Here is a 23,500-nt window from a genome sequence, read left to right as displayed (position 1 = left end):
GCCATTTTGCAAATGTCTTCCATGATTGCGCCGCCTCAGAAGGTCTTTATTTCTTATTCCCAACGAAACACGGAGAGTAGAGAAGAAATAGAAAGGTGGTTGTCGTCCACTCTCAATCTGTCAGTTCTTTCTGATACGCTGATCTATTCAAATTCCCCAGACTGGCAGGACCAATTGCAGAATCTGTGGGCAGAGTCGAATATTTTCATATTACTGGTTTCTAATTATTACCTGCAATCTTCAACTATTACCAGTGGCGAACTCCCTGAAATCACTAACAGAGTTAAAGCGGGAACCGCATATATCGTTCCTATTATACTCGAAAAATGTGACTGGGCTGTCAACGATTTAGAGAAATATCAAACATTTTCGTTTGTCCGAAATTCTCCGAATGATTCTATCACCAAGGAAGATGTTTACGGTGAGATTGAGGAGTATATATTCAGACTTCAGACGCTGTTACAAAACCGTGATGCCCGTGAACGACTGCGAGCAGTACGGGAAACTCAACAGGAATCACTGGATCTTTCTGATAGTGATCTGACCATTATTCCACCGGATATTTTGGAATTCTCCTGGCTCACCAAACTGGAGTTGCAAAAAAATGGCATTGGAAAAATTGAAAATCTAGCCTCACTCACAAAGCTGACCTATCTGGATTTGTCTGATAATGGAATTGGGATTATTGAGAATCTGGAAAAGTTAACCAAACTGGAATACCTGGATTTGGAACGAAATAAACTGCTCCAGATATCCGGGCTTGAAAAAAATACACAGTTGAAATTATTGGGACTTTCAACTAACTATATTGAAAAACTGACGGGCATATCTCAACTCAAAAAGCTCGAGACACTTTATTTGGGACGCAACAAAATAAAGGATGTGTCGGCACTGGCAAAACTGCCCAATATTAAAAGAATTATCCTTACCGATAACGTCATCACATCGCTTGAGCCAATCAAGAATCTTATAGACAGAGACTTAACTGTCTATATCAAATACGCCCTCAAACTGGATGAGCCAGGTATCTTTGTGAAAGGAAATCCGATTGCGGAGCCCCCGATTGATATTATTCCTTTAGGTAAGCAAGCCATATTAGACCATTTTAACAAGGGTAATATCCACGGCTACAAAAAGTTGGAAATCATGAAGTTGATCCTGGTCGGAAACAGTGGGGTCGGAAAAACCAATCTAAGCCAGCTCTTACGAAACCAAACGGTTCAAAATGACCATATATCAACTCAGGTTTTAGATATTCAAAGCTGGTATCCGGATTTCCTGAAGTCAGCCGATGGCGAACCGATGTTGGTTAATATCTTCGACTTTGGCGGCCAGGATTATTACCACGATTCGCATCGACTTTACTATTCACACGACACTGCATATGTTCTTTTGTGGGACAGTTCTTCCAATAAATATCAAGAAAAAGAAGAACCGCTGACAGACACAACCAAGTTGATCTACGAAAACTACCCTATAGAATATTGGCTTGAATCGATTCAATATAATCTTTACGGTAAAGAAACGGTGGACTATACTTCCGGCTTGAAGGGGCCGCAACCTGTGTTGGGTCAAAGTATATCCAATGATAAAAAGGCTGGTCCGGCAAAGGTGGAACCGTTGCAAATCAAACATCCGGATCTGGCCAAATCGGCTCCTGTCCTTGTCTTACAGAACAAAATTGATCCTCCAAATGTCGAGGCGACGTTGAATCAAACGCTGTTGAAAGAGAAATATGCCAATATCTCCCACTTCTTCAATATCTCCATCAAGTCAAAAAAAAGGACTTCACTCCTGAACGATGTGCTGGACGATTGCATCGGAAAACTGAATCTGGCAGGCCGTACTTTAGTAACTTACCAACACGAAATTATAGAGGCATATATTAAAAGCGATATGCCGTTTGAGGCACTCACGATCAGCCAGTTTCGCGACAAATGCCAGTCTTTGACAAAATCTGATATTGTACTGGACCTTGCAGATGCACGGACGATTGCTTCGGTGTTGACAAATCTGGGAATCGTTTATTTTTTGCCCGGATCTGAAAGTGCTTCGCAGGAAGGCATTGTGTTTACTCAAATTCGATTGTTGAACGAGCAGATAAAGGACTTAATGAATATTGCCAAGCTCGGCGACAAAAAGGGATTGTTCACTTACGACGATGTCAGCAAACTGGATCATGTTGACAAACTGCTCAATTTGCTGCAGAAAAACAGGTCGATCGTTACTTTGGGGCCGAATCAATATCTTGTTCCTCATTTTTTACCCGTTGATGCAGAAGAAAGTATTCAGCATTTTATCCAGGCATTTGTTCACTGCAACATCCGGTTTATATACAAAGCCTATTTTCATAAATCCTTGCTGATGTCATTATTTGCGGATTTTCTCAAACAAAAAACCGAAAATCAGGACGAAAATGCGCAGACAAAGGGAGTATATTACTGGCGCAATGGTTTGATACTTTCGAAAAAAAGTAAAGATCAAAACCAGATGGTGTTTGTGAATTTTGTGAAGGAGGAAACGACATGCCGGATTGAAATCCGGACAATGTATCCTCTTCAGAAAACGGGTTTGGAGCGGGAACTCGAACAAAGGTTGGAAGAACTAAATGAAGGCTGGTCGTATATTAAGGAAGTATCGAGCGATAGTATCCAATATTTTCCTGTTACAACGTTGCTGAAAAACGCAGAAAAGGGCATTTTCACTTTCAAAGAAGAAAATCTGAGGTATAGTATCAACGACTTCAAAGATTTGGTTTCTTTCCCCAAACTCCCCAAAAAGCTATTTATTTCTTACTCCTCCAAGAATTCAGATTTTATCCGCCGTTTCGAAACTCACCTGGCTGTTTTGAAAGCCGCCAAGCATATCGAGCCCTGGTATGACCGGATGATTGAGCCCGGTAGCAAATGGGACGACACGATTCGAACTGAGATGGAGAAGTCGGATATTGTCATATTCCTGATCAGTCCTGATTTCCTGGCTACTTCGTATATCATGGATATAGAGGTCAAAAAAGCTTTGGATATGGAGGCGCGCGGTATATGCGAAATATTCCCGATCGAACTACAGCCTTGCAGCTGGAATGAGACGGACCTGAACCGATATCAGATGCAACTCAACCCTAACGAAGCAGGCAAAAAGGAGTATTTTGTTGGCAAACCTGACAATGACGAAAGCTGGAAAACTATCATCGCTCAACTCAAATTAAAGTTAAAAATTTAAAAGGTGCCTTGAGAACTTCGTTCAGTCGCAGGTTGCTTATATTGCAGCGAAGAGATGCCAGGAGAACACCATAGAAAGACCGGAGCGGATTCATAGAGCTGCATCTTTTGTTTTTGGGCACTTATCAAAAGATGATCATCTGCTTTCAGCAAAACGGCTTGAATCGACACCATGTCACGTTATGAAATTAAATGCCTTTCTTTTCATCTGGTTTAACTGTTTTCTTTTGACAAATTCAACTCAGGCACAATCGGGTTTGAAAAATGAACTGGACTCTTTGTTAAGAAAAAATTTTGATCCCAATCAACCAGGGGCGGCGATCTTGGTTTGGGAGAACGGAAAAGTAATATATCAGAACGGTTCTGGGCTTGCAGATTTGGAAACAAGATCTCCGATTACATCTGCTACTACGTTCCGGATGGCATCTGTTTCCAAGCAATTTACGGCAATGGCGATATTGTTGCTTGAAAAAGAAAAGAAGCTAAAACTAGACGATAAACTTTCCGATTACTTTCCTGAACTGCCGCCTTCACTGGCCAACCGAATCACGCTGACTCACCTCCTGACTCATACTTCAGGAATTCCGGATTACGAAAATCTGATGGACGCAACCTGGAAAACTCAGATCTTAGACGAAGATATACCAAAGTTACTCCGAACTCAGTCAAAGGGATACTTCCAGCCCGGATCCCGGTTTAAGTATAGCAATACCGCTTTTTGTCTGCTGACTTTAGTTGTTCAAAAGGTGTCAGGTTTGCCGTACGATGCTTTTATGCAAGCCCACGTTTTTGGTCCGCTTGGCCTGAAGAACACATTTATTTATAACAGTAAGGCTCCTCAAAATCCAAGAGGAATGGGGTATGCGAGAGACGAAAAGGGTCATATTGTCTTATCAGACCAAAGCCTGACGAGCGCGACGAAGGGCGATGGATGTGTATATACCTCCGCTGAGGATTATTTAAAATGGTATCAGGCAATCATGGAAAACCGCCTTGTTGATCTGCAAAAAAAGATCAATGAAGTAGGCTATAAATTTCCGCAAATGAAGAATTCCGGATATGGATTCGGATGGTTTTTCCAGGAAATTAATAACACCGGCCGTTACGAATTAACACATACGGGATCGACTTGCGGATTCAGCAATGCCGTTTTAATGATTCCAAGTCAGGATTTGAAGATCGCCTATTTTTCGAATGTAGCGGGCAATCACGCACATTTCTCTGATATCTTAAAAACCGTTGAGCCATATTTAACTACCAAATGGACGACGGACTGGAAAGCCATGCACGACTTGACGAACTGAGGTTTCTGTTTAAACGCAGAGTAAGCTGAGTTGCGCGGAAATTTCTTACTGCTCTTATTCTTCCCCAAAAAACAACAAGAGAATTCCAACCTAAAAGCTAAATGCTAATAGCTACATCAACCCTTCTGCCATCAGCTTTCCAATTATTGTTTCCAGCTTCGCGACCTGCGATGAAAAACTTTCCATCATCGACTCGTCGTGGGGAATATTCTTGGCTTCCTCCAGACTTTTGGCATATTCTTCCAGATTCCGCAAACCAAAGTGGGCCTCGGCCTTATTTACTGCGATCCAGAATTTTTCTTCGTCGAGCATTTTATTTTGCTCCTTCTTTATATTCTCAGAAGATGCATCTGTCTGCGTCTGCATAAACGCCACGCGCCCGGCGTCTCTTGCGCACAATTCCAGCACATCGCGTCTGGCGCGGTTTGCCCAAACGATATCAGCGATTTTTTCCTCTTTTGTGATATCCAATAAAGTTGTCGCACGGGCAGTGAGGAGATACGCCAGATTGACGCCATTATACCTGTTATGTAAAAGATAAAAGCCGCGTTGATAATACAAAATTGCATCGTTAACATGCTGATCTCCCTGCCCCTCCTCGAATAACCGTTTCTCAATTGAACCGGCCAATGAGACCGTTTCGGGATCGTTCGTTCTGTCCAGGTCAATTTTTTCCAGAACACTGAGTGCTTCATGAAGTGAAGTAACAAGGTCGGGTTGCTGACTTTTATAGGTACAAAGTGCCAGACGTTGCATCAAATATGGATCGCTCGCGTTTTGTTTCGTATCCGAACTTTGGCCGGAAAGGTCTATTACTGCTTTAAAAAGCACCTTGGCTGTTTGGAACTGCTTGTTTTTCAGCGCATTTTCAGCCTGTTCAACCATGATTGATTTCGTGGTCAATGCAGTGGAAAGGGACGCCGGAGCAGCTGGAGGAGGAGTGGCATCATCAATCGCCCTGTCAATCTTTTCCTGTAAACTGGGGGGAATCAGGTCATCCAAAAAGGTATATACCGGGCTATCGATGAGTTTCTCGTCGCCCATGACCGTGTCAATGATTTCACCCAGCTTCTTTTGAAAACGCATCACTTCAAAATAATCTATACTCTCCCCAAGATGCTCATATGTATTGATCACGAACTGCCTGATATCGAATGGATTAGTGAATAATGACTCTGACATCATGATCGTTGTTTTGGGTTTCAGCGCATGCCGGACGCCCAATTCATAGAATGCATTCACATTGGCGGTTGATAAATCCGCGATAACGAGGTCGGCGGAAAGTAATTCCTGAAACATCTGCAGCTCTATTGCACCTGCGTGAATGATATCGTCAGCTCTTACGCAAATAAATCCTTTGCTTTCGACAACCGGCTTGATCAGAGCCTGATACGATTTATCCAGATTGAGCTTCCTGCCCGTTGCAAAATCGGTTTTGATACCAAAACCCATCACTACAAAACACTTTTTTTGATCCGGCGTGGACATATGGAAGCACTTGTTAAGGTTGGAAATATTTGCCAGACCTTCCGATATTAGCCTCGAAAAGTCTTTTTACGATGTTTGAATCTGAGGCTTCCTTCACTGAAGTCTATCAGACTCTTATTTAATATTTGTTTGGAGCAGGCTTGAGTAGTATCTGATCAGGATTTTCAGACTCCATTGTGGTTCGATCCGAAAGCCTGGTAAATTTCAAAGGAGTGGGTAAAATCGTCCGGTCTGTTGCCAGCTCGATTAACACGAACTTGGGTTTGATAAGTGTTCATAACGAAGGGTAATTTTATATCCAAATGTAACGTCAATAAGTATTTATTAATGAAATACTTACGAAGTGTCAAACTACTGAAATTACCGTGAACTTTTCCGCAAAAAGTCAAATAATTACTAAACGGTGAGGCACAAATCCGTGTGTGTCGTAGACGTATGTATTACACACAAACCTTTGACCTGATAAGAAAAAATGAAATAAGTATGTCGACAAAGTCGGCGATGGATTCGGATAGCTACTATAGGAAATAGTTTCTAAAAAAATCGAATATACGGTCTGAATGCCAAAGGTGAAAATGGCCAGGGAATGGCTACCAGGATAATCAGCAAAGCTGCCGAAAACCAAATCAACATTGTTTTAAATTTTTCTTTGTCTCCGGTTCTGCGTTTGGCCAACCCTGCTCCAACGGTAATAAACACGACCGCTGTTACCATCAAAACCATATGGATCAGCCCGAAGAAAAGCGGGTCGTTTTCGTTTTTTGCTTGTTTAATACTGGACCAAAAATATAGGATGAGCGGACTAACCCCATATAACAGGATGCCGATTGTGAGTTGCATATGTGATATACTCATAGTCCCATTTCTTAGCGAATCATCTGATTTAGAAAAGTTTTGCTTTTTTGCAAGACCAACAGTGGCCCTCACAACAGACAATATCAGCGTGATCAAAACCAGCCATCTCGTTAAGGAATGCAGGAATAACAGAATCGTATAAAACATGTATAGATATTCTTTTGGGGATTTCTAAACGTCGGATATCGTCACGCGAAGTTGGCAAGAAAAAAAGCAAGACCGCAAACAAAGTGTCATGGCAACTTTTGAGATCTCCGCCTTTCACTTCTTTTGCTTTGACCGACCGCCATATTAAGGTACGTTTTATCAAAGCCTACTTTAACTTAACGGGTATCCAAATTTCCTCCTCCGAATCGGGTAAATTGTTTTTATACTTCGCTCCCAAAATTTCGAAATGCGGGCGATTATCCAGCTCATAACCGGAATTAGGAAGCCATGTTTGAAAAATATAATTGAAAGTAACATCTCCCGTACTGGCAGACCCCTTGTGCAAAAAAACTGCATACAATCCCTGAGGAATTTCAAAAGCCTGCATTCCGGTCGGAATATTCCGCTGGTTTTCTACCTCCACTGTTGCCCATTTTTCGAATTCAGTAGCAGGGTCAAAATTGGCAAAGTGCCCCTCATTATAAATCTGAACTGCATATAGCTCATCACCTACCCTGTTCTCAATTTTCAAAAGATCCGGCATAAAATTTTGCCACAACTCCCGTGTCCGGTTCACTGCAAGTGACATTCTTCTATGCTTTCCTACGAGCTTTTTTAAGGGAAGTAGTTCTATTCTGAGAAACATATATATCTAAATTTCACTATTCTGGCCGGTGTTCTTCTACAATATGACAACACAAATCTGAACAAAAACGGGAATATTTCTTGTGGATCAAAATCGCATTTTATAAAACCCACAGGAATATCGAATTTTTTCCCTTCCGTTTGTTTCCCTGCACCCTCTGATTCTCGACTAAGATTTTTGAATTCTCAATTTCAATCTACATAAACCATCTAATATTGAACAAATGGGACAGCAAATTCTGGACGTAAAAACAGTCAAACGTGTGGCGGGCCTCGAGCTCAACTCTCTTCTGGCGGCAGAACTTTTACCTGCCGAGAATTTTGACAAGGCTCGAATTCTTTCAAAACCTACGATCATTTATGACATAAATGGTGAAGTGCTATTTTACCGCCTCTCGCTCACAAAAGGAAGATCAAAAACGGGATATGCCGACATTGCGGCAAATTCTGCATTTATTGAACCTATAATTGCCGTAGGCTTCGGCCCCTGGGATGAAAAGTCACTACTTGAAGATGCTAAAAAGCAGTTCAGAAAAATCAGCAGAGCGGATACTTACGATCAGATCCGGCTCGTTGCATATAGCTATCCGAAACTTGCCTTCCAATTTCTATTAAAAGGGAAAGAGGTGGAAATGCTGGAATTATTCTCCTGGGCCAGAGTGCCTTCGAAAACAGCAGAAAAACCAAATGAGGAATTATCCAACTTTGAAAGATGGTCATTTATAGAATCCATTCCCAAAGAAGTTCATGAAAAGAACCTCGTTTCCTTCAAAAAATATCTTTCAAACTGGGATGATATATGCCCACAATGGCCGTCAGAACGCTTTCCCAAAGCTCCTAGGGAATTCAAATTCATTGAAAATCAATTGATTAAAGACCGGTTTGTTGCCCTCGAATTGATACCTGTGTTCTCTCTTATTAAGACAAGACAGCTTCATTACAGTTCGAATGACGATGATCACAATATTTGTTACGAGCTCCGCGGCCAACTTACCAATGTGTGGTGTGTAGGTGCGAGTGTGCAGATGCTATTGGACTTTTATCGTTACAATTATACTCAGGCGAGACTGGCAACGGAACTTGGCTTGGGTACGCTTTCCAATCCCAACGGATTGCCGTACTCGAGAGACAACGATGTCGTAACCACGATTGAGCGCCTCAGCCGAAATGCATTGAATGCGACGATGAATACCACTCCGACATGGAGCCAATTTGTTAATGAAATAGATGCTAACAGACCATTGATCAGTTTTGTGCCTGGCCACTCCCGAACAGTCGCCGGATATACACAAACCCGCTTTAATCCCTGGAATACGTTCAAAGGTTTACTGGTTTACGATCCATGGCCACCGACCAGTGGTGTTGTAACCCGATGGGAAAACTTTGCTAATCAGACCTATCGCAGAACATTCACTGCCGTTCTGACTTTAGTATAAGAAGTAGGAAATTGCAATTGACATCGAAAAAAAGACCGAATCCATATTGAATTCGGCTTTTTTATAGAAAAATTTGGGTCGAAACAGGAAAATCATTTCCAGCCAACAGTCGTAGTAAATCAGGCTGCCTAAATTTATACCGCTACACCTTATTAATTACCATTAAATAAGGTGCGTAAAAATACGCTACCAGATTGTTGTGGAGCACACTATATTTGTTTCGGTTCGTTAACGAGGTTTACCATTTCAAGGATGGATTCGCAATGAGTACGGAGAAGAGAAACAAGATCATATTATTACATTGGAACGGTCGTTTCGGAAACCGGATGTTCACTTATGTTTTTCTGAAACACTATGCTGATAAATTCAATCTGGACATTTGGGTTCCGTCTAAGTGGGAAGGCGACTATTTGTTCGATCATACGGGACATCAGATTATTCCCGATGCTGAGTTGCGGCTCTATCTCAATCAGACCATGCCGGAGCTTGATAATCTAGATGCTAGAATGAATGCGATTTACAGATACAATCAACGAACCGGTGACAATGTGATCTATATGAATCCCGATGAACCGGGTGACTATGGAAAAGTGAATGTTTGTATTGATAGCCTTTGCTCCTACCATTCCTCGATTTTCACACGCTATTCCAGGGATAAAATTTTGAATGAATATTGCCGCTTTTCGCCTGCTTTGAAAGCTTCACCTTTGTACAGAAAAATGGAAGCACAAAAAGAATCTTATATAGTTGCTCATTTGAGAAGGGACGATATAGCCAATGCCCAGAATGTTTCTAATCAGGGATACTCGTTGATATCGCTAAATTCATATAAAAAGGCTTTTGAAAAATATGGCTATCAATATGCCGATGTAACCTGGGTAACTGACGACCGCACCGGGCAATGGGGTGTTCAGTCTGTGAAATACGAAGATTACTGGAGCTATCCTGAGGGATCGATGTATTACGATGATGTTGTTTTTTCATGGTTTGAAGATTTTCTGAAACTCATGTTTGCAAAGGTGATATTTAGAGCCAATTCATCTTTCAGCTGGTGGGCCGCATTTCTCAGTTCGGCCATAGTATATGCTCCTCGCCTGGACAAACGGGTACTTTTTCATGAATCGTTGACCGAAACGGATTTCGAGTTTGAGGAAGGCAATCATCCCCACTGGCTTTGCATTACAGGTCGTGACCAGTGCGACGACATACATATTCAATAAATAGTATCAAGACCTATTTTTATACAATTGTAGTATAAACTCTATCTAATTTCGATTACACATACAATTGATTACCAGCACACTGCCGATAAATAAGAAGATTAATTAGGTCATTAAATTTAAGTACTCATAAATTGTTTGCCACATCAAATTTATATAAGTTTAGACTATAGTATTAAAAGATTTCCTGGAATACTTTGAAAATATCTGGTACCATATTGTCGAATATTTGCCGCAATTTCCAATACGAAATTGGAGAAGAGCGACTTGTATTGTTTGGGATCAGAGGTGGCTTGCCACCGTCAGTTTTGAGTGGAAATCCCGAGGTTTCTGCTGAGCCCAAAAAAGAGCATCGGGTACAATCAAGCCGATTGAATTATACCACCAGCAGATGTACAATAGGTATATGGAACAGGCAGACGGATCGAGTTTCGTTATTTCCCGGAAGTACGGTTCCGTCAGTTAAATATTTGTTTGAAAATCAACAGGCGCTAACGCATTTTAATATACTCGAACCTGGCAAATATGAACTGACAAGAGGCCTTCATCCCAGGGAAGATGGCAGTTTTCAGCGTCATCAGGCATTTTTAATGGATGATTTCGGACACGTATCCATTCCGTCTGTCAGGATAACGAAGCGACGTCTGTATTTCGATCTTAATCAAAAAGAAGAGAAAATCCTGCTCCCCGGCGACAATTTGCATGCCGGAAGAATGGAACCTCTGGGGAATTTCAATAATTCCGAAGAAGAGTGTCTTGCCGCACTTCGAATGCCATTCAGCAGCTCCGGATGCATCACTGTTGTGGGTCAGCCCACGGCATATTTGAGCCGACCGCCGAATTGTGGTAAATGGAACAGTTGGGCAAGGTTCATGGATACCCTCAATCAATCTGAACCGGACTTGGCTTCCAAATACATTTTGCTTTTATTCAGTTATAATGATTTTAACGCCCGCGGCCCAGGACTTCCCTCCTCGGAGACTAGGTACGGAGCATCTGGTCAATATATCCGAAAAGCGCAACGTATATTATCATCCGTCACAACCCACAATAACACCACTCCTTACTATTCCGGCATATTGGACGGTCGTTTCGAAAGGGAGACGATGAGTTCGCTCATTAAATTCCAGAACGACTTTTTTGCCGAAAAACATCTGACCAAACCCGACCTGCTGCGATTTTTTGAGCACACCCGACATTTTGTTACGCAACATTAAAAGTGAAAAATCATGCTATCTATTGAACATCAGCAAGTCATCAAGGGACTTACAGTTTACCGTGACTTTCAGAATCTTAGTCAATACTACTTTTTACCCGAAGAAAAGGTAAAAATTGCCAACAACGGAAAAGGTATTCAATTCGTAGCCTATATTGATGGCGAAGTACTGGAAGGAACCGACCCGGAATTCAGCAAAGATCTGGATCGCGAAGGTGGCTTTCTAACGCTGGAAGTTGAGCTGGGGCCTGACGAAAACACAATTGAGCAAGTCAGATCAGAACTTGCTTCGGCAGGTACCGGCGAAGTTCGCCTCGCGCAGGTTCCGTTTAAGGATGGAGCCGTAAAACTGGTTATGTTTGGTAGTGAGGGGGGAGATGACAATCCTTCTGTGAAATTCACTGTTGCGGGGTCTACTAAACCGGCACTACTTGGGAGACAAACTGCGGTATTTTCGCTGCAATTAGGTGGAAAAGAGGCGCAAATCATGTGGAACCTGCTTAAAAAGGGCTCACAGACACAGGTTGGTATAGTGTATGATCTTGAATATCTCGGAGTTTTACCGGCATATCACCTTGAAATTACGGTTGATTTTAAGGCAACGGAAGACTTTTGGCAACACCATATTGACGCTGATTTCAGCCTGGACACCGGCTCTTTGAAGATCGTTTCCAATAACGATATTGACCTGATTATGAGAAACCTGGTCAATACCGGTGCTATCACCGTAAAACAGGTCGATTACACCGGGGGCGGAACGGGCGGACCTTTGGGAGCCGACGATCCTAACGCGATGAAACTCGTGCGCGAGTTGCTGTCTCCCTCTCTTTTTGAGGCTACCGCCATACCAAGAGAAGATTACAATGTGCTCGCCAGTACTTTACCTAATACTGGAGGAACAACGACTTCAACGGCAACGAGTTCTACTCCAACACGGACGTCCACCACATCGACACCTAGTTCGAGCACGCCGACGACTTCAACAAGTCCAACTTCGCCGACCCCAACAACTCCGACCACCGGCGGACCTTCCACCAGTGTAGGAACTAATACACCAACAACAACCAACACCAATTTGGGAGGTGGCGGCGGACCGTCGCCAAGCACTTTGGTGCCGCCGAGCAATGACGGTGTAACGCCAGTCCCAACTCCAACTCCGGAGCCACCGCCTCGTATAACACCAACAACCTCGACCACACCGTCGTCGACGACACCGACAACTACGGTGACCACCCCGACCCCAACGCCGACTACACCAACGCCGACGCCATCACGCCCTACAACGCCAACAACTACTTCGCCAACCCCGACCACGCCAACGACGTCAACCACGCCGCCGCAGGAGGAAAAGGTGCAGACGAAGATCAATATCAACGCGGGATACTCGTTGAAACACCGTTCGATTTCTCAGGAAACGAAACGCACATTTGTATTCGATAAAGCCGAAGCAAAATCGAATATGTATCACCCATCCAGCGCTTTAACTTTGGAAGGCACTCAGTTTGATGCAGATAAACAAGTGATGCTGGTCCGTTTAGGGGATGGTCCTTTCAAGGAAATTACGATCGAGATCAGAGCTGCACTTGATTTTGATGAGTTCCAGATTTCAGAGGCCATTGTACATATTGCCTACGGTTTTGCAGGAGCGCAAGGCGACAAGTCGAAAAGAAAATACAACGAAAGCATTGCCGTCAGCAACAATACACCTCGGAAAGCCATCCGGTTTTTTGTAGATGAATTCGGTACGCTGGTATATGATTATTACGTGGAATTTATCCACAAGGCCGGATCGATCATCGGAACTCACGAAACCAAGATCAAATCAAGACTTTTCGAGAATGTTACGGAAAAAGACATTGCAGTCAATATCTCCGATCACTCACCTCTGATCCCCGTTGAAATTCAGCCTGGTAATATCATATTCTCAAACGACGGGATACAGTCGGTTCAGGTATTTGTTTCACCTGCGAAGGAATCTAATGGAAGGACGACTATATTCCGCCAAAACGCGTCGGATCTGCAGAAATTCCTGATCGCGCCCGCTGTTCCTAACAAATACCAATACTTTAAACGTCAGGAGTTTTTCTTTAAAGACGACTCCGTTGAAGAAGAATTTGAGGCTCAAAAAGACTCACAGGTAATTGTTAACAGCCCAAGAACCGGCGTTTTGACGATATCTCCGATTGTCCGCGATAAAATGCAGATCATTGCAAAGGCCATCGTTCAAATCAGCTTTACCAATATTGAAGGAGAAGAATTAAGCAAGTCTCTGGTTTTAACTCCGCTGAACGATAATGCATTACAGCCAACATTTGCGGTTGTGCTGAAAGAGGACGAACCAAGAATATGGCGTGCAACAACCCAGTTTTTGTTGACCAACGGCGAAATTGTAACTGGAGTCGAACAAACATACAATACCGATACACCGGCTATTAACCTGGAAAACAGCGGATTAAAAGTTCTAAAGATTTTCACACTACTTGGAGCTTCCACCTTCGAAGGGACGATAGCCGCCATCGAAGTTCAGATCTTTGAAAACGACGCGCAAAATGGAGAAGCACCTCTTGAAACGGTACTTCTTCGCAAAGCAAAAACCGAAGACGTTGTTGTACTGAAAGGTGTCGGCGTTGCGGATCCACTCAGCGTGGTAGCCCGTATTTTCCGAACTACCGGTGCCGAAGAAGTACTCAATATCGTGGTTCCATCCGGGCTGGACGAACTCATGCTCAGAATTGCCAACATCTAAAAATCTATTTTCTCACCAAAATTTGTATTAGTCATGCTAATGTTATTCCCCACCGTGAAAGTACCGGGACTAGACGATATTGAAATTTTTCGCGACCACGAAAAAGCGGATACTTTTTATGCGCTCCGCGGGCGTCCGAAAATCGCCGTTGATGAAGCCGGGAATCCACAGATGTCGTTTAACTTTTTTTCAAGAAATGCCGATATCGCATATGCGAGTAGTCCAAATAAAGATTTGGTAGAAACACAGCTAGGCCAGCTCTTGTTAACTGTTGACCTGGCTTTAACTGAAGAGGAGCACAAAAAAATCACCGAGTATCTCGAAGGGATTCTGACGACGCCCACTTCAAGATTTGTCAGACTTTACAGCACATTGTCGAAAAGAGCGGGATTCATCGCTGCTGCCGGGAATAATAAGCCAGTTATTAAACTGGGCACGCCGAATACCTGGAAAGAAGGAACCGCCAAACTTGAAATATTGGAAGGTTTGGGTGACACTTTCAAAAAGTCTTCGAGTGCGGAAGTGAAGCCTTCGCTGATTGGGTCAAATTCATCCAGTTTTTATGCCACCTTCGGTATTGAAGGATCGCAGATATACTACGATGCGCTTACCAAGGGATACACCGGCGAAGGCGCAGAAACAACGCCACTTCAGGCCATTGTCAGATATGACCTGAGCGGATTTGCTTTCGTGCCAAATATTGAAGCAAAGGTATATGCCAATTCTACGCAGATGTACAACTACATGGAAAGCTATTCTGAAGATTACCGGAAAGAAAACCGTGGATATATCAGGAAGAAAACCTGGGTTGGCGGAAGCTCGACGACGGACGCGAGGAGCGTCACCGCCAGCAAATATGATGTTGCCTCACTGGTAGAGCAAATGATAGATGCCAAGGTAATCTCCATTGAAATAACGGACTTTGGCGATGTTGCAGCGAACAGCGCTGACATCAAGGATATCGAAAGCAGCTTGCGTTCGTCGCTCATGGATACGATCATGAGCACGATCATCCCGAATTTCTTTGAATCAGCGTTTATCGGACAAGAAGAAAAAACGGATGCGGCGGGTACTCCCATCAAGCCCAACCCCGAAATGGGCGTGACCGAGGCGGAACGTACCAAACCTACAGTTGATACCTATTATTCTTTTAAAAACAATGTTGATAAGTCAAAGATCAACACGCTGAACTTTACTTTTAAAAAGAACGGAACCGTAGAATTTCGCAGATTCCCCAATGCGACGCTGATTACGCAGTTGACGGAAAAGCAACGCACTGATCTCATTAAATATATCGATGTCAGCAGCCCGCTGGTGCAGATCCTGACGGTTCAGATTGCGGTCAATGCGGACTTTAAACTGGATAATATTTACAGCGTAATTGTTAATATATCGTATCGTCAGAAAGACGCCCAAAGCGGGGTGGTTCGCGAAAGTTCCAAATCCTTCATGTACAAAACCGGCGAAGAAGTTAACACCTTCCGCGTGACGATGGCGAGAAACGAGAAGGGAGAACTGATTGATTATTATGATGTTGTAGCAAAAATAGCATATACCGGAACCGCGGAATCGCCACCGGAAATCAAGTTGGACAAAATCAGCGATCGTTCTCTGGTGATATCATATGACCGTCTTGGCTTTGTTGCCGTCAATGTTACTGCAGGCGATATCGACTGGAGCGTGATCAAAGAGGCTGTTGTTAGCCTGGAATACAAGGACGCTCGCGGCAAACCAGATGCTAAAAAGGATATCAAACTGTCGCAGGCCTCCCCTACCGGCAGCTGGCGTTGCTACATGTACGGACACCAGAGCAAGGATTATCACTACAGCGTCAAGTACCACCATATCGACGGCTCGGAAACTACGAGCGAGGTCAAACCGGAGTCCCGCGATACGTTGATCGTTGACGATATGCTCACCGGCCGGGTGAAGGCTACTTTTGATGTGATCGTCGACACGAATTCTGTTAAATCCGCGAAGGTTGAAGTGCTTTATCAGGATACCCAGTTTGGCATTAAAGAGGAATACGACCATTGGTTTAAGGAAACAGAAACCTGGAACTGGACAATGCCTCAGCGTGACAAAGCCAGCAGCAAATTCAAGTATCGCTATTTCGTGGAGTATCTAGATGGTGTTCTCTTTACTTCTATATGGACCGAAGCTGATTCTGACGAAGATATTGCGCCGATCAACCTGAGGAGATATAAAAAGAAGCTTACCGTGGATGGCAGCTCCATTAACTGGACGACCTACTCCGCCGTGTTGGTAACGCTTAGCTATACCGAGGAAGACCGCGATTATTTCGTAAATGAGACGGTAAAAATAGATCCCGAACAAAAGAAATACGACTTCAATGCACTGGCTTTCAGCTCTATCGGCAAGCCTTTTAAATACGCGCTCCAGTTTGAAAAGGCCGATGGCTCTGATTCAGTGATGGTCGAAGAAAAAGAAATCACATCAGGATATTTATTACTAAAAGCACCACAGGCTTGATCAATCTTTAAACTTAATTAGTAATGCAAACTGTTGATAATTTTAAGATAAGGCCTGCATTATACACCCTGCAAGCTAAAACGTCTTTACTCGCATATATCCCGATCACGGCCCCGAACATGTTGAATGAAGAGCCGTCAGATCCAAACCGGGTATATGTTGCGAATGGCAATAAATACGGGCAACCGAAATTCAGGATCAAAACCAGATCAGGAGGTGGCGTTACGGCCGATTCCGACGCATTCTGGTTTACAAAAGATGAAGGCACAGGAAAAATAAAACTGAATAGTATCATCGAGATATACCGGGATGAGCCGGATGTTCATCCGTTGATACCAAGCAATTTCGGGATTACGCTTTCCTTCCAGTCAGGCCCGACCAAAGTGAGTAAACCAATGACGCTCACGCAGTCTCCGCTGATCAACGCTGTGAATATCCTGCAGGATCTTCACACCGAGGTGGAATTATCCTGGGACGAAATCAAGGATATGATCGTGGGTTTAACCAATAATGTTCCGGCGACATTCAGTCTGGTTGTTACTTCTAATTTACCGTGGGCCCAAATTGCTCAGGCTCCGCAGCCTCAGCCTCAACCCAGACCCCAGGTAATAACCAGACCGTTGCCAAAAACAGTTGGGAGCGTCGTCGACAGAAGAGTGAGGCCGTTTGCATTTGCTGACAGAAGAGTGGCGATGATGGCGGTGGAACCTACACTGTTGGTCAATTTTGCGCAGACCCAGCCCGCGCCGCCACCTCAGCCTGCTTCGGGTACGATCGCCCTGAGTGCAGAGATCATTGCGCAATATTCTAAGGAAGACAATTCCGTATTCGGGATCTTTTCGGATCAGTTTGAAATAAAAGAACTGACTTGGAAAAGTCATTCGTTGACCAAAAACACCGGGAATTATACCATCAATTACCGTCCGACGTCCAGCCCGGATACTTTTTATTTCCTTCCGCAGGAATTCAGGATCAGCGTGAATGAATATTCGGGTGAACCTAAAATCTCGATAGCGATGGTTCCGTCTGCGGAAGGTGCAGAGCATCCGGAAAGTTATCGGATCAAGCTCAATATACAGGTTGTTCCGTATTTTAATCCAAGAGCAAAAAAGGATTTGTTTACGATTCTGGACAAAGAATCAAAAGGTGTCATCAAATATTGTGACCTTCGGATGGGCGGATATAGCGCCGCGAACTTCGCTTTGAGAGATGCATTTGCGGGTGACAATGCCGTTTTTCGGGGTAAGGTTCCTGAAAAAATTGATAAAATTGACCCCGTTTCAGGCTTTACACTCACTATCGACTGTTCTCTGGAGTCTTTCGATTTTCTTAAAAAAGAAATAAAAGACGGTTTCTCGATTGGTGATATCAATTTCGAGCTTCCTTTCGAAAATGCTCAGGGGCCTCAGGTGCTAACACAGCCGGTTCCGGTATATCTCGATATCCGTAAACTGGCCGGTATTCCGGTCGACTTCGGAGTAATTGACACTGAAGATTCTATCAAAGGTTTCAATTTGACAAATCCCAACAACTTTCCTATCAAAATTGGAGGTGTGGAGGTGACGCTACTTTCCGAAATCAAAAGCACGATATACGATGCCGACTATGAAATAGGCGTTCAACCACCTTGGGTCGAAGATTTCGTAGGAAAGGAATCAAAGTTGGTAAATCTGAAAACTGAGGATATTGACACGCTCGCCGATGGCAGCTTTTGGACCAATCTGGTTGCTGAGCCATATAGCGTATCGCTGACCGAAGATCCCGATATCCTTCTTGGCAAAGTGATTGACTACGCCACGGGCGATCCGGAGGTATGGGAGCTTCAGATCAATTGTCCACTTTTCGAAAGATGGACTGATATTGATCCGGAAACGCTTAAACCTTATCTGCAGATCAGCCGTGTGGAAGTAGAAGTGAGAAGCCCCAACAGCAATACCTTTTCAGTAAACCTTACCCGAACCGCTCCTGCGGGAACGGTAAAAATGGCACGCTCCATTTCGCAGATTCTCAATTCTCAACAGTTGACTGGCAGAACCTATGAATACAGGATCGGAACGCATTACGTGTTGGACGATCCGAAATGGTCGCAATGGATCACGCCTGAATCCACATCCAGTAACTTCCTCAGTGTGAGACCAGAAAAGCTTGCTTAGTTACCAACTTTCAAAATTAACAATGTCATGATAACGATTCCTAGTGTCCTTAACCATAAAGATGTTGCCGTATACCCGGACGACGAAGACTGCAATTTGTTTTATGCCATCAAAACCACTCCTGAAATCCGGGTAGAAAATGGGACGCCTATTTTCAGCGGTCTTTTCTGGACCGACGAAGCGGACGGTGCGGCTGGGCAAACCGCAGGCCTCGGCGGCGCCTGGATCAACTTTGACGCCCATTTGGGGGTTAGCGATGCTGTTTTAAAAGAAATTACCGATAAGCTAAAATCGGGTCGGGTGCAGGAAAATCGGAGAAAGATATTGATCAAAAAGGAAAACGAACGCCTTGGACTGATCGCCAAAGCAAGAGGTCAGACTACGGTGCCGGATCCGGATATTCCACCAATTCAGGAAATCAGATATGGTGCTTTGAATTTTACCGAAGGCACCGTTACGTTGCTTGAAGAGCAGGCAGGAGAATTGGTTGGCTGGTCGTCGGCGGGTGGTCCTGCCAGTTTGATCGGAAACAACAATGCTGCCTTTGCCTTGCGTCTGAATCCAAAAGGAGCAGCCATATGGCTCAAATCTTTGCAGGCAGGTGTAAAAGCGATCAGTATCCGGTTCGATCTTAAATTTCAGTTGCGGCTTCCAAGTCTGGAAATCAGAGCATGGGCGGGTTCGACGCAGGAAAGTGAGATTAACAGGAAAGCAGAACGCGTTTGGAAAAATGTGGATCAGGGCTGTTCAGATGCGGATGTGGAACGTATTGATGTAACGGAAGTGACGGAAAAATTGACAGAGGAAGGCTTGATGAACGTTGAAATACGGAAAGGCTCGTCTGAAATTTCAGACGAATATGTGAGCCAGCTCAGGACTATGGCGATGAAACTGATCGAGGATAAAGTTCAGGAAATCATTAAAAGCCGTATTCACGGGATGACCCAGGAGGAACGCCAGAATTCTCTGATTAAGGTAATGACTGAAGAGGTCCGCTCTTTTGTGGAACTCCGTTTTACACAAGAAGACGTGGTTGAGTGGAAGATATCTCCGCAAGGCACGATCATGAACTTTTTGGAAAACATTCCCGACAACAGAAAAGCACAGATTACCAAAGTTGTTGACCTCAGTGAAAAGGTCGTGGAAACTATTACAATTGATACTTCCGCCGACGCCCCTTGGGATAAGGAGCCATTTGTGAGCGCTGTCAAAGTGAATATAGAATATCCGTCGGCCAAGGAAAAACACTCAGTCTTATTCAAAAAGGGAAGCGAAACGGATACCTGGCACTTCAGAAGGCCTAAAAACGACAGCGGTGAGGCCGTATATACCACGGAAGTTTATTTCCAGGGCATATCGCAGCCAGCTGTTACAAAACCAACAAAGACCAATTCGTCCAAACTCAATATCAACGTGGGTAAAATCGGTTTAATCGATGCGATTTTTACACCTCATCCGATTTTGAGTTCTCTTACCGGCAATAACACAGTTGTAGCTGTCCAGGTGGATGTTTCATACAAAGAGGAAGGCGATCCTGACCATTTTAGTGATAGTTTGATACTTAAGACAGACAAACCTGAGGGCGAAAAGCTATCGCGTATTATCGGAAAACTGGTCGACGCTCCTCTTGTTTGGACGGCTACTTATTTTGCAAAAGATGGTAGTTCGGTTAAGTCAGACGTTAAAAAATCTTACCTCAGCGAAAATAATCAGGAAAAAATCGAAGTACCGTCGCCGTATCAGGATACACTTTCGCTTAATGTGGATTTGGCAACTGCTCCGGACGCCAGCGTGAAAAAGATCATTGTTGAGTTCAAATATGAAGATACTGTCAACAAGTTCTCAAGTTTTGACAAAGTAGAGCTCTCAGGAGAAGAAAGCTGGGAGCCCGCTTCTATCAAACTCGTGTTGTTAGATAAATCCATACGGAAATACCAATACAGGTACCGGATTATGGCCGATGATAATATCTCGAAAAGCGGCTGGATTCAAGGCGAAGAGTCGGAGGAAACGATCATTTTGCCAATATTCAAAGTGACTATCAATGCGACTTTGCTCAAACTTGGTACTAACTACGTAAACGCTCTTCTGTCGCTGACCCATGTTGACGGCGCGATCACCAATACTAAGGAGCTGTTTCTGGATGCGGATTCGGGAGGTAAACCACTCAGCTGGTTTATCCCGCGGACTACAATGGACGCCACTTCGTATAGCTTTAATCTTACGCTGATCAAAGAAGACGGGACATCTGTGGAAAGAACCGGAACAAGCAAAGGCAATATGTTACTTTTAAAAGACGCCTGAAACCGCAATTTTTTGAATTATGCTGAACTATAAACCACCGTTTCTGGAAGCGGGCGACTTGACGATATTCACTGACGATCTGGATCCGGATACATTCTATTATGCATGTAACCAGCCGGTTATCATGAAAGATCAGAATGGCGATCCCAAAATTGACGCTTTTGCGATACTGCGTGAATCGGGTGCGGGTCCGGAAACGGAAGCCATTCTGGAAGCCAGTCTGGTGATGGACGTCGGTCTTGAGATATCAGATACGCAGCGGGACCTGGCTTTAAAATCCATCAAAAAAGAATGGGGAAAAGAGGCTAAATCTTTGGTATCAGCACCAGTATACGCCGGAAAAGTATTCCTGATCCTGGCCGCGGCGGGTGACGAGCCAGATCCAAAAAAATGGTTTGTTACTCAGGAAGTTAAACCTTCAATTTTTGGAGATAACATTGCCTCACTGGTTATTCGTGCCACGGGAAAGGACGCGCAGCTGCTAATTGCCGCGTTGAACTCGGACACGGTCGCCGCGTCTGTCAATTATGAATTGGAGATCACAGGTATAGCCCCTGTTTTTAAGGCCAAAATGACGGTCGACTGGAGTTCGGTATATCATCATTTTGAGAAATTTGACAAGCTGAACCTGATTTTCTATACCGACGAGATTACGGCTACGGTTGACAAATTGACAGAAACAAGCGCGATACAGGTTGAAATCCAGGAACTGGATCCGGTAATAAAAGCAGATGCCTTAAAAACGCTTTTGAATGAGCTGAAAACCGAGGTAATTAAAAAACTTTTCCAGCCAGCATCATCGCCGTTAAGTGCTTCTTCGAAGTGGGAAGATCGGATTGCAAATGGCGTCAGCAGGGTTGTTTCTGCAATCGCTATCGGTTCGCACCATATTCGTCGGAATATCGATGAGGCTCATCTTTCCAAAACGATCATTAATCTTTCGCAAAAAAACGTAAAAACTTATCCGTTCAATCCGCAGGCCCTGCTCCCGTCTCTGATCAAAGCGGCCGGTGGAATTAAGGATAAAATAAAATGGATCAAGCTTGACGAACTACCGTTTCTGGATCAGAAAGTGGATATCCGTTTGGCTGCCGATACGTTTGGTACTACCAATATCAAATCGGTCATGATTGACTGCAAAGTAACGGAAGTCGATACCCAAAAAACCAAAATCAGCCAGTCGTTTGTTTTCAATAATGACAAGGAACTGGCTCAGCAACTGGGCTTTATCCGTGACAAGGAAAAAACATACAGCTATCAATACCGGGCGACGATATACATTGACAGTGAGTCGATTAATATGCCGGATCAGCTCGTAACCGACTGGACGCCGATTGATAATCCATATGTCTATTTCAACGCCCCAGAATATTTCGAAACCCGGACGATCAATATTATTCTTGATGACACCGATATTTTCGAGCACGTCACGGTCGTTCAGGCGGATTTGGCGGTTGTTAACAAAACTGACAAGTCACCGTTTTTAAAGCATACCTACTTTTTCAAAAAATCATTAAATGAACAAAAACCGCTGACCGTCGTAGTCAGCAAACTTCTGCCGATTGAATTTGATCTAGACCTCACATATTTCATTTCTGCTTCCAAAGAATTGAAAAACAAGGTGACGGATATATCCAACGAAATATTTTTCATTCCGAATCCATTTGAAAACAAATGGTCGGTCGATCTGATTTGCAACGCCGATTGGGAAACGACCAGCAAGATCATTTTGGAAACTCGAATTACAGACGCCGAGCGAACTGATCCAATCACGATGAAGTTCGATTTCACAAAGGATGCGACTGATAATAAGCTCATTGCGGCCACAAGTCTCGATACCCCCGCACAAACATTTGATTATAAGGTAACACGGCTAACCACCAACGCGAATGTCGTTCATGGTCCTTGGTTACGAAATGAAGATGGTATTCTCGTCATCACCGACCAGATTGTTCCCGAGCGCATCATACGCGTAACACTAGCTTCCGCACCTGATTTCACGGCCAAGGATATACAGCAAGCCAGTGTAGAAATCACTTATGAGGATAGCAAAAACAACATTAACGCCGTGAGCGAAAGGCTGATTTTTAAGAAAAAAGGCGATAAGGTGGAATTCAGGCATTCAATGCCAGATTTCACCAAAAAGGAATACAAATATCGCATCAGAGCCAAAAGCAGCAGTGGAGATAATTATAAGTCGGATTGGGTGACAGAGAAGCTCGAAAGCATCAATATATTACTCCCCGACAACATTTGGTAAAAGAACAATATT

At 43.8% G+C, this 23,500-nt stretch carries 13 protein-coding genes; 10 read left to right on the top strand and 3 right to left on the bottom strand.

Features of this window, described 5'->3' with window-relative positions:
- Nucleotides 1–12 precede the first annotated feature (12 nt).
- Together AC1XUD_RS01835 and AC1XUD_RS01830 are read left to right on the top strand one after the other, a co-directional pair.
- Complete coding sequence (locus tag AC1XUD_RS01835; RefSeq protein WP_483359233.1) at nt 13–3,222, top strand: TIR domain-containing protein; 3,210 nt, start codon at nt 13–15, stop codon at nt 3,220–3,222.
- A 226-nt stretch (nt 3,223–3,448) separates the two neighbouring features.
- The gene (locus AC1XUD_RS01830; protein ID WP_483359232.1) at nt 3,449–4,525 is read left to right on the top strand and encodes a serine hydrolase domain-containing protein; all 1,077 of its coding nucleotides are present in this window, start codon (nt 3,449–3,451) and stop codon (nt 4,523–4,525) included.
- 111 nt (nt 4,526–4,636) lie between these two features.
- Here the strand turns inward: AC1XUD_RS01830 and AC1XUD_RS01825 are convergent, their stop codons facing one another.
- The 3 genes from AC1XUD_RS01825 to AC1XUD_RS01815 form a co-directional block, all read right to left on the bottom strand.
- Nucleotides 4,637–6,013: a TRAFs-binding domain-containing protein gene (locus tag AC1XUD_RS01825; RefSeq protein ID WP_483359231.1), complete on the bottom strand. Its 1,377-nt coding sequence runs from the start codon at nt 6,011–6,013 to the stop codon at nt 4,637–4,639.
- A 534-nt stretch (nt 6,014–6,547) separates the two neighbouring features.
- Entirely contained in the window at nt 6,548–7,015 is a 468-nt protein-coding gene (locus AC1XUD_RS01820; RefSeq protein WP_483359230.1) for a hypothetical protein, read from the bottom strand.
- A 166-nt stretch (nt 7,016–7,181) separates the two neighbouring features.
- Nucleotides 7,182–7,661, bottom strand: a complete 480-nt coding sequence (locus tag AC1XUD_RS01815) for a GyrI-like domain-containing protein (protein WP_483359229.1) — start codon at nt 7,659–7,661, stop codon at nt 7,182–7,184.
- Between the two features lie 223 nt (nt 7,662–7,884).
- On the opposite strand from AC1XUD_RS01815, the gene AC1XUD_RS01810 reads away from it, so the two are divergent.
- The 8 genes from AC1XUD_RS01810 to AC1XUD_RS01775 all read left to right on the top strand — a co-directional run bounded on the left by AC1XUD_RS01810 (nt 7,885) and on the right by AC1XUD_RS01775 (nt 23,488).
- On the top strand, nt 7,885–9,096 hold the full coding sequence (locus AC1XUD_RS01810) for a C39 family peptidase (protein WP_483359228.1): 1,212 nt from the start codon (nt 7,885–7,887) through the stop codon (nt 9,094–9,096).
- Between the two features lie 263 nt (nt 9,097–9,359).
- A complete protein-coding gene (locus tag AC1XUD_RS01805; protein ID WP_483359227.1) occupies nt 9,360–10,316 on the top strand; it encodes an O-fucosyltransferase family protein in 957 nt (318 codons plus the stop codon).
- 197 nt (nt 10,317–10,513) lie between these two features.
- Nucleotides 10,514–11,533: a peptidoglycan-binding domain-containing protein gene (locus AC1XUD_RS01800; RefSeq protein WP_483359226.1), complete on the top strand. Its 1,020-nt coding sequence runs from the start codon at nt 10,514–10,516 to the stop codon at nt 11,531–11,533.
- 12 nt (nt 11,534–11,545) lie between these two features.
- The gene (locus AC1XUD_RS01795; protein WP_483359225.1) at nt 11,546–14,278 is read left to right on the top strand and encodes a hypothetical protein; all 2,733 of its coding nucleotides are present in this window, start codon (nt 11,546–11,548) and stop codon (nt 14,276–14,278) included.
- A gap of 33 nt (nt 14,279–14,311) precedes the next feature.
- Nucleotides 14,312–16,771, top strand: coding sequence for a hypothetical protein (locus AC1XUD_RS01790; protein WP_483359224.1), 2,460 nt, complete (start codon nt 14,312–14,314; stop codon nt 16,769–16,771).
- A gap of 23 nt (nt 16,772–16,794) precedes the next feature.
- Nucleotides 16,795–18,924, top strand: coding sequence for a hypothetical protein (locus AC1XUD_RS01785; RefSeq protein WP_483359223.1), 2,130 nt, complete (start codon nt 16,795–16,797; stop codon nt 18,922–18,924).
- 27 nt (nt 18,925–18,951) lie between these two features.
- Nucleotides 18,952–21,228, top strand: coding sequence for a hypothetical protein (locus AC1XUD_RS01780; RefSeq protein WP_483359222.1), 2,277 nt, complete (start codon nt 18,952–18,954; stop codon nt 21,226–21,228).
- Between the two features lie 19 nt (nt 21,229–21,247).
- Complete coding sequence (locus AC1XUD_RS01775; protein WP_483359221.1) at nt 21,248–23,488, top strand: hypothetical protein; 2,241 nt, start codon at nt 21,248–21,250, stop codon at nt 23,486–23,488.
- The last annotated feature ends 12 nt before the right edge of the window (nt 23,489–23,500 follow it).

The organism is Dyadobacter sp. HNCC25DJ184, assembly GCF_056895215.1.
Note: the sequence above shows the minus strand (reverse complement) of the source record. Positions and strands in the feature narration are given on the sequence as shown.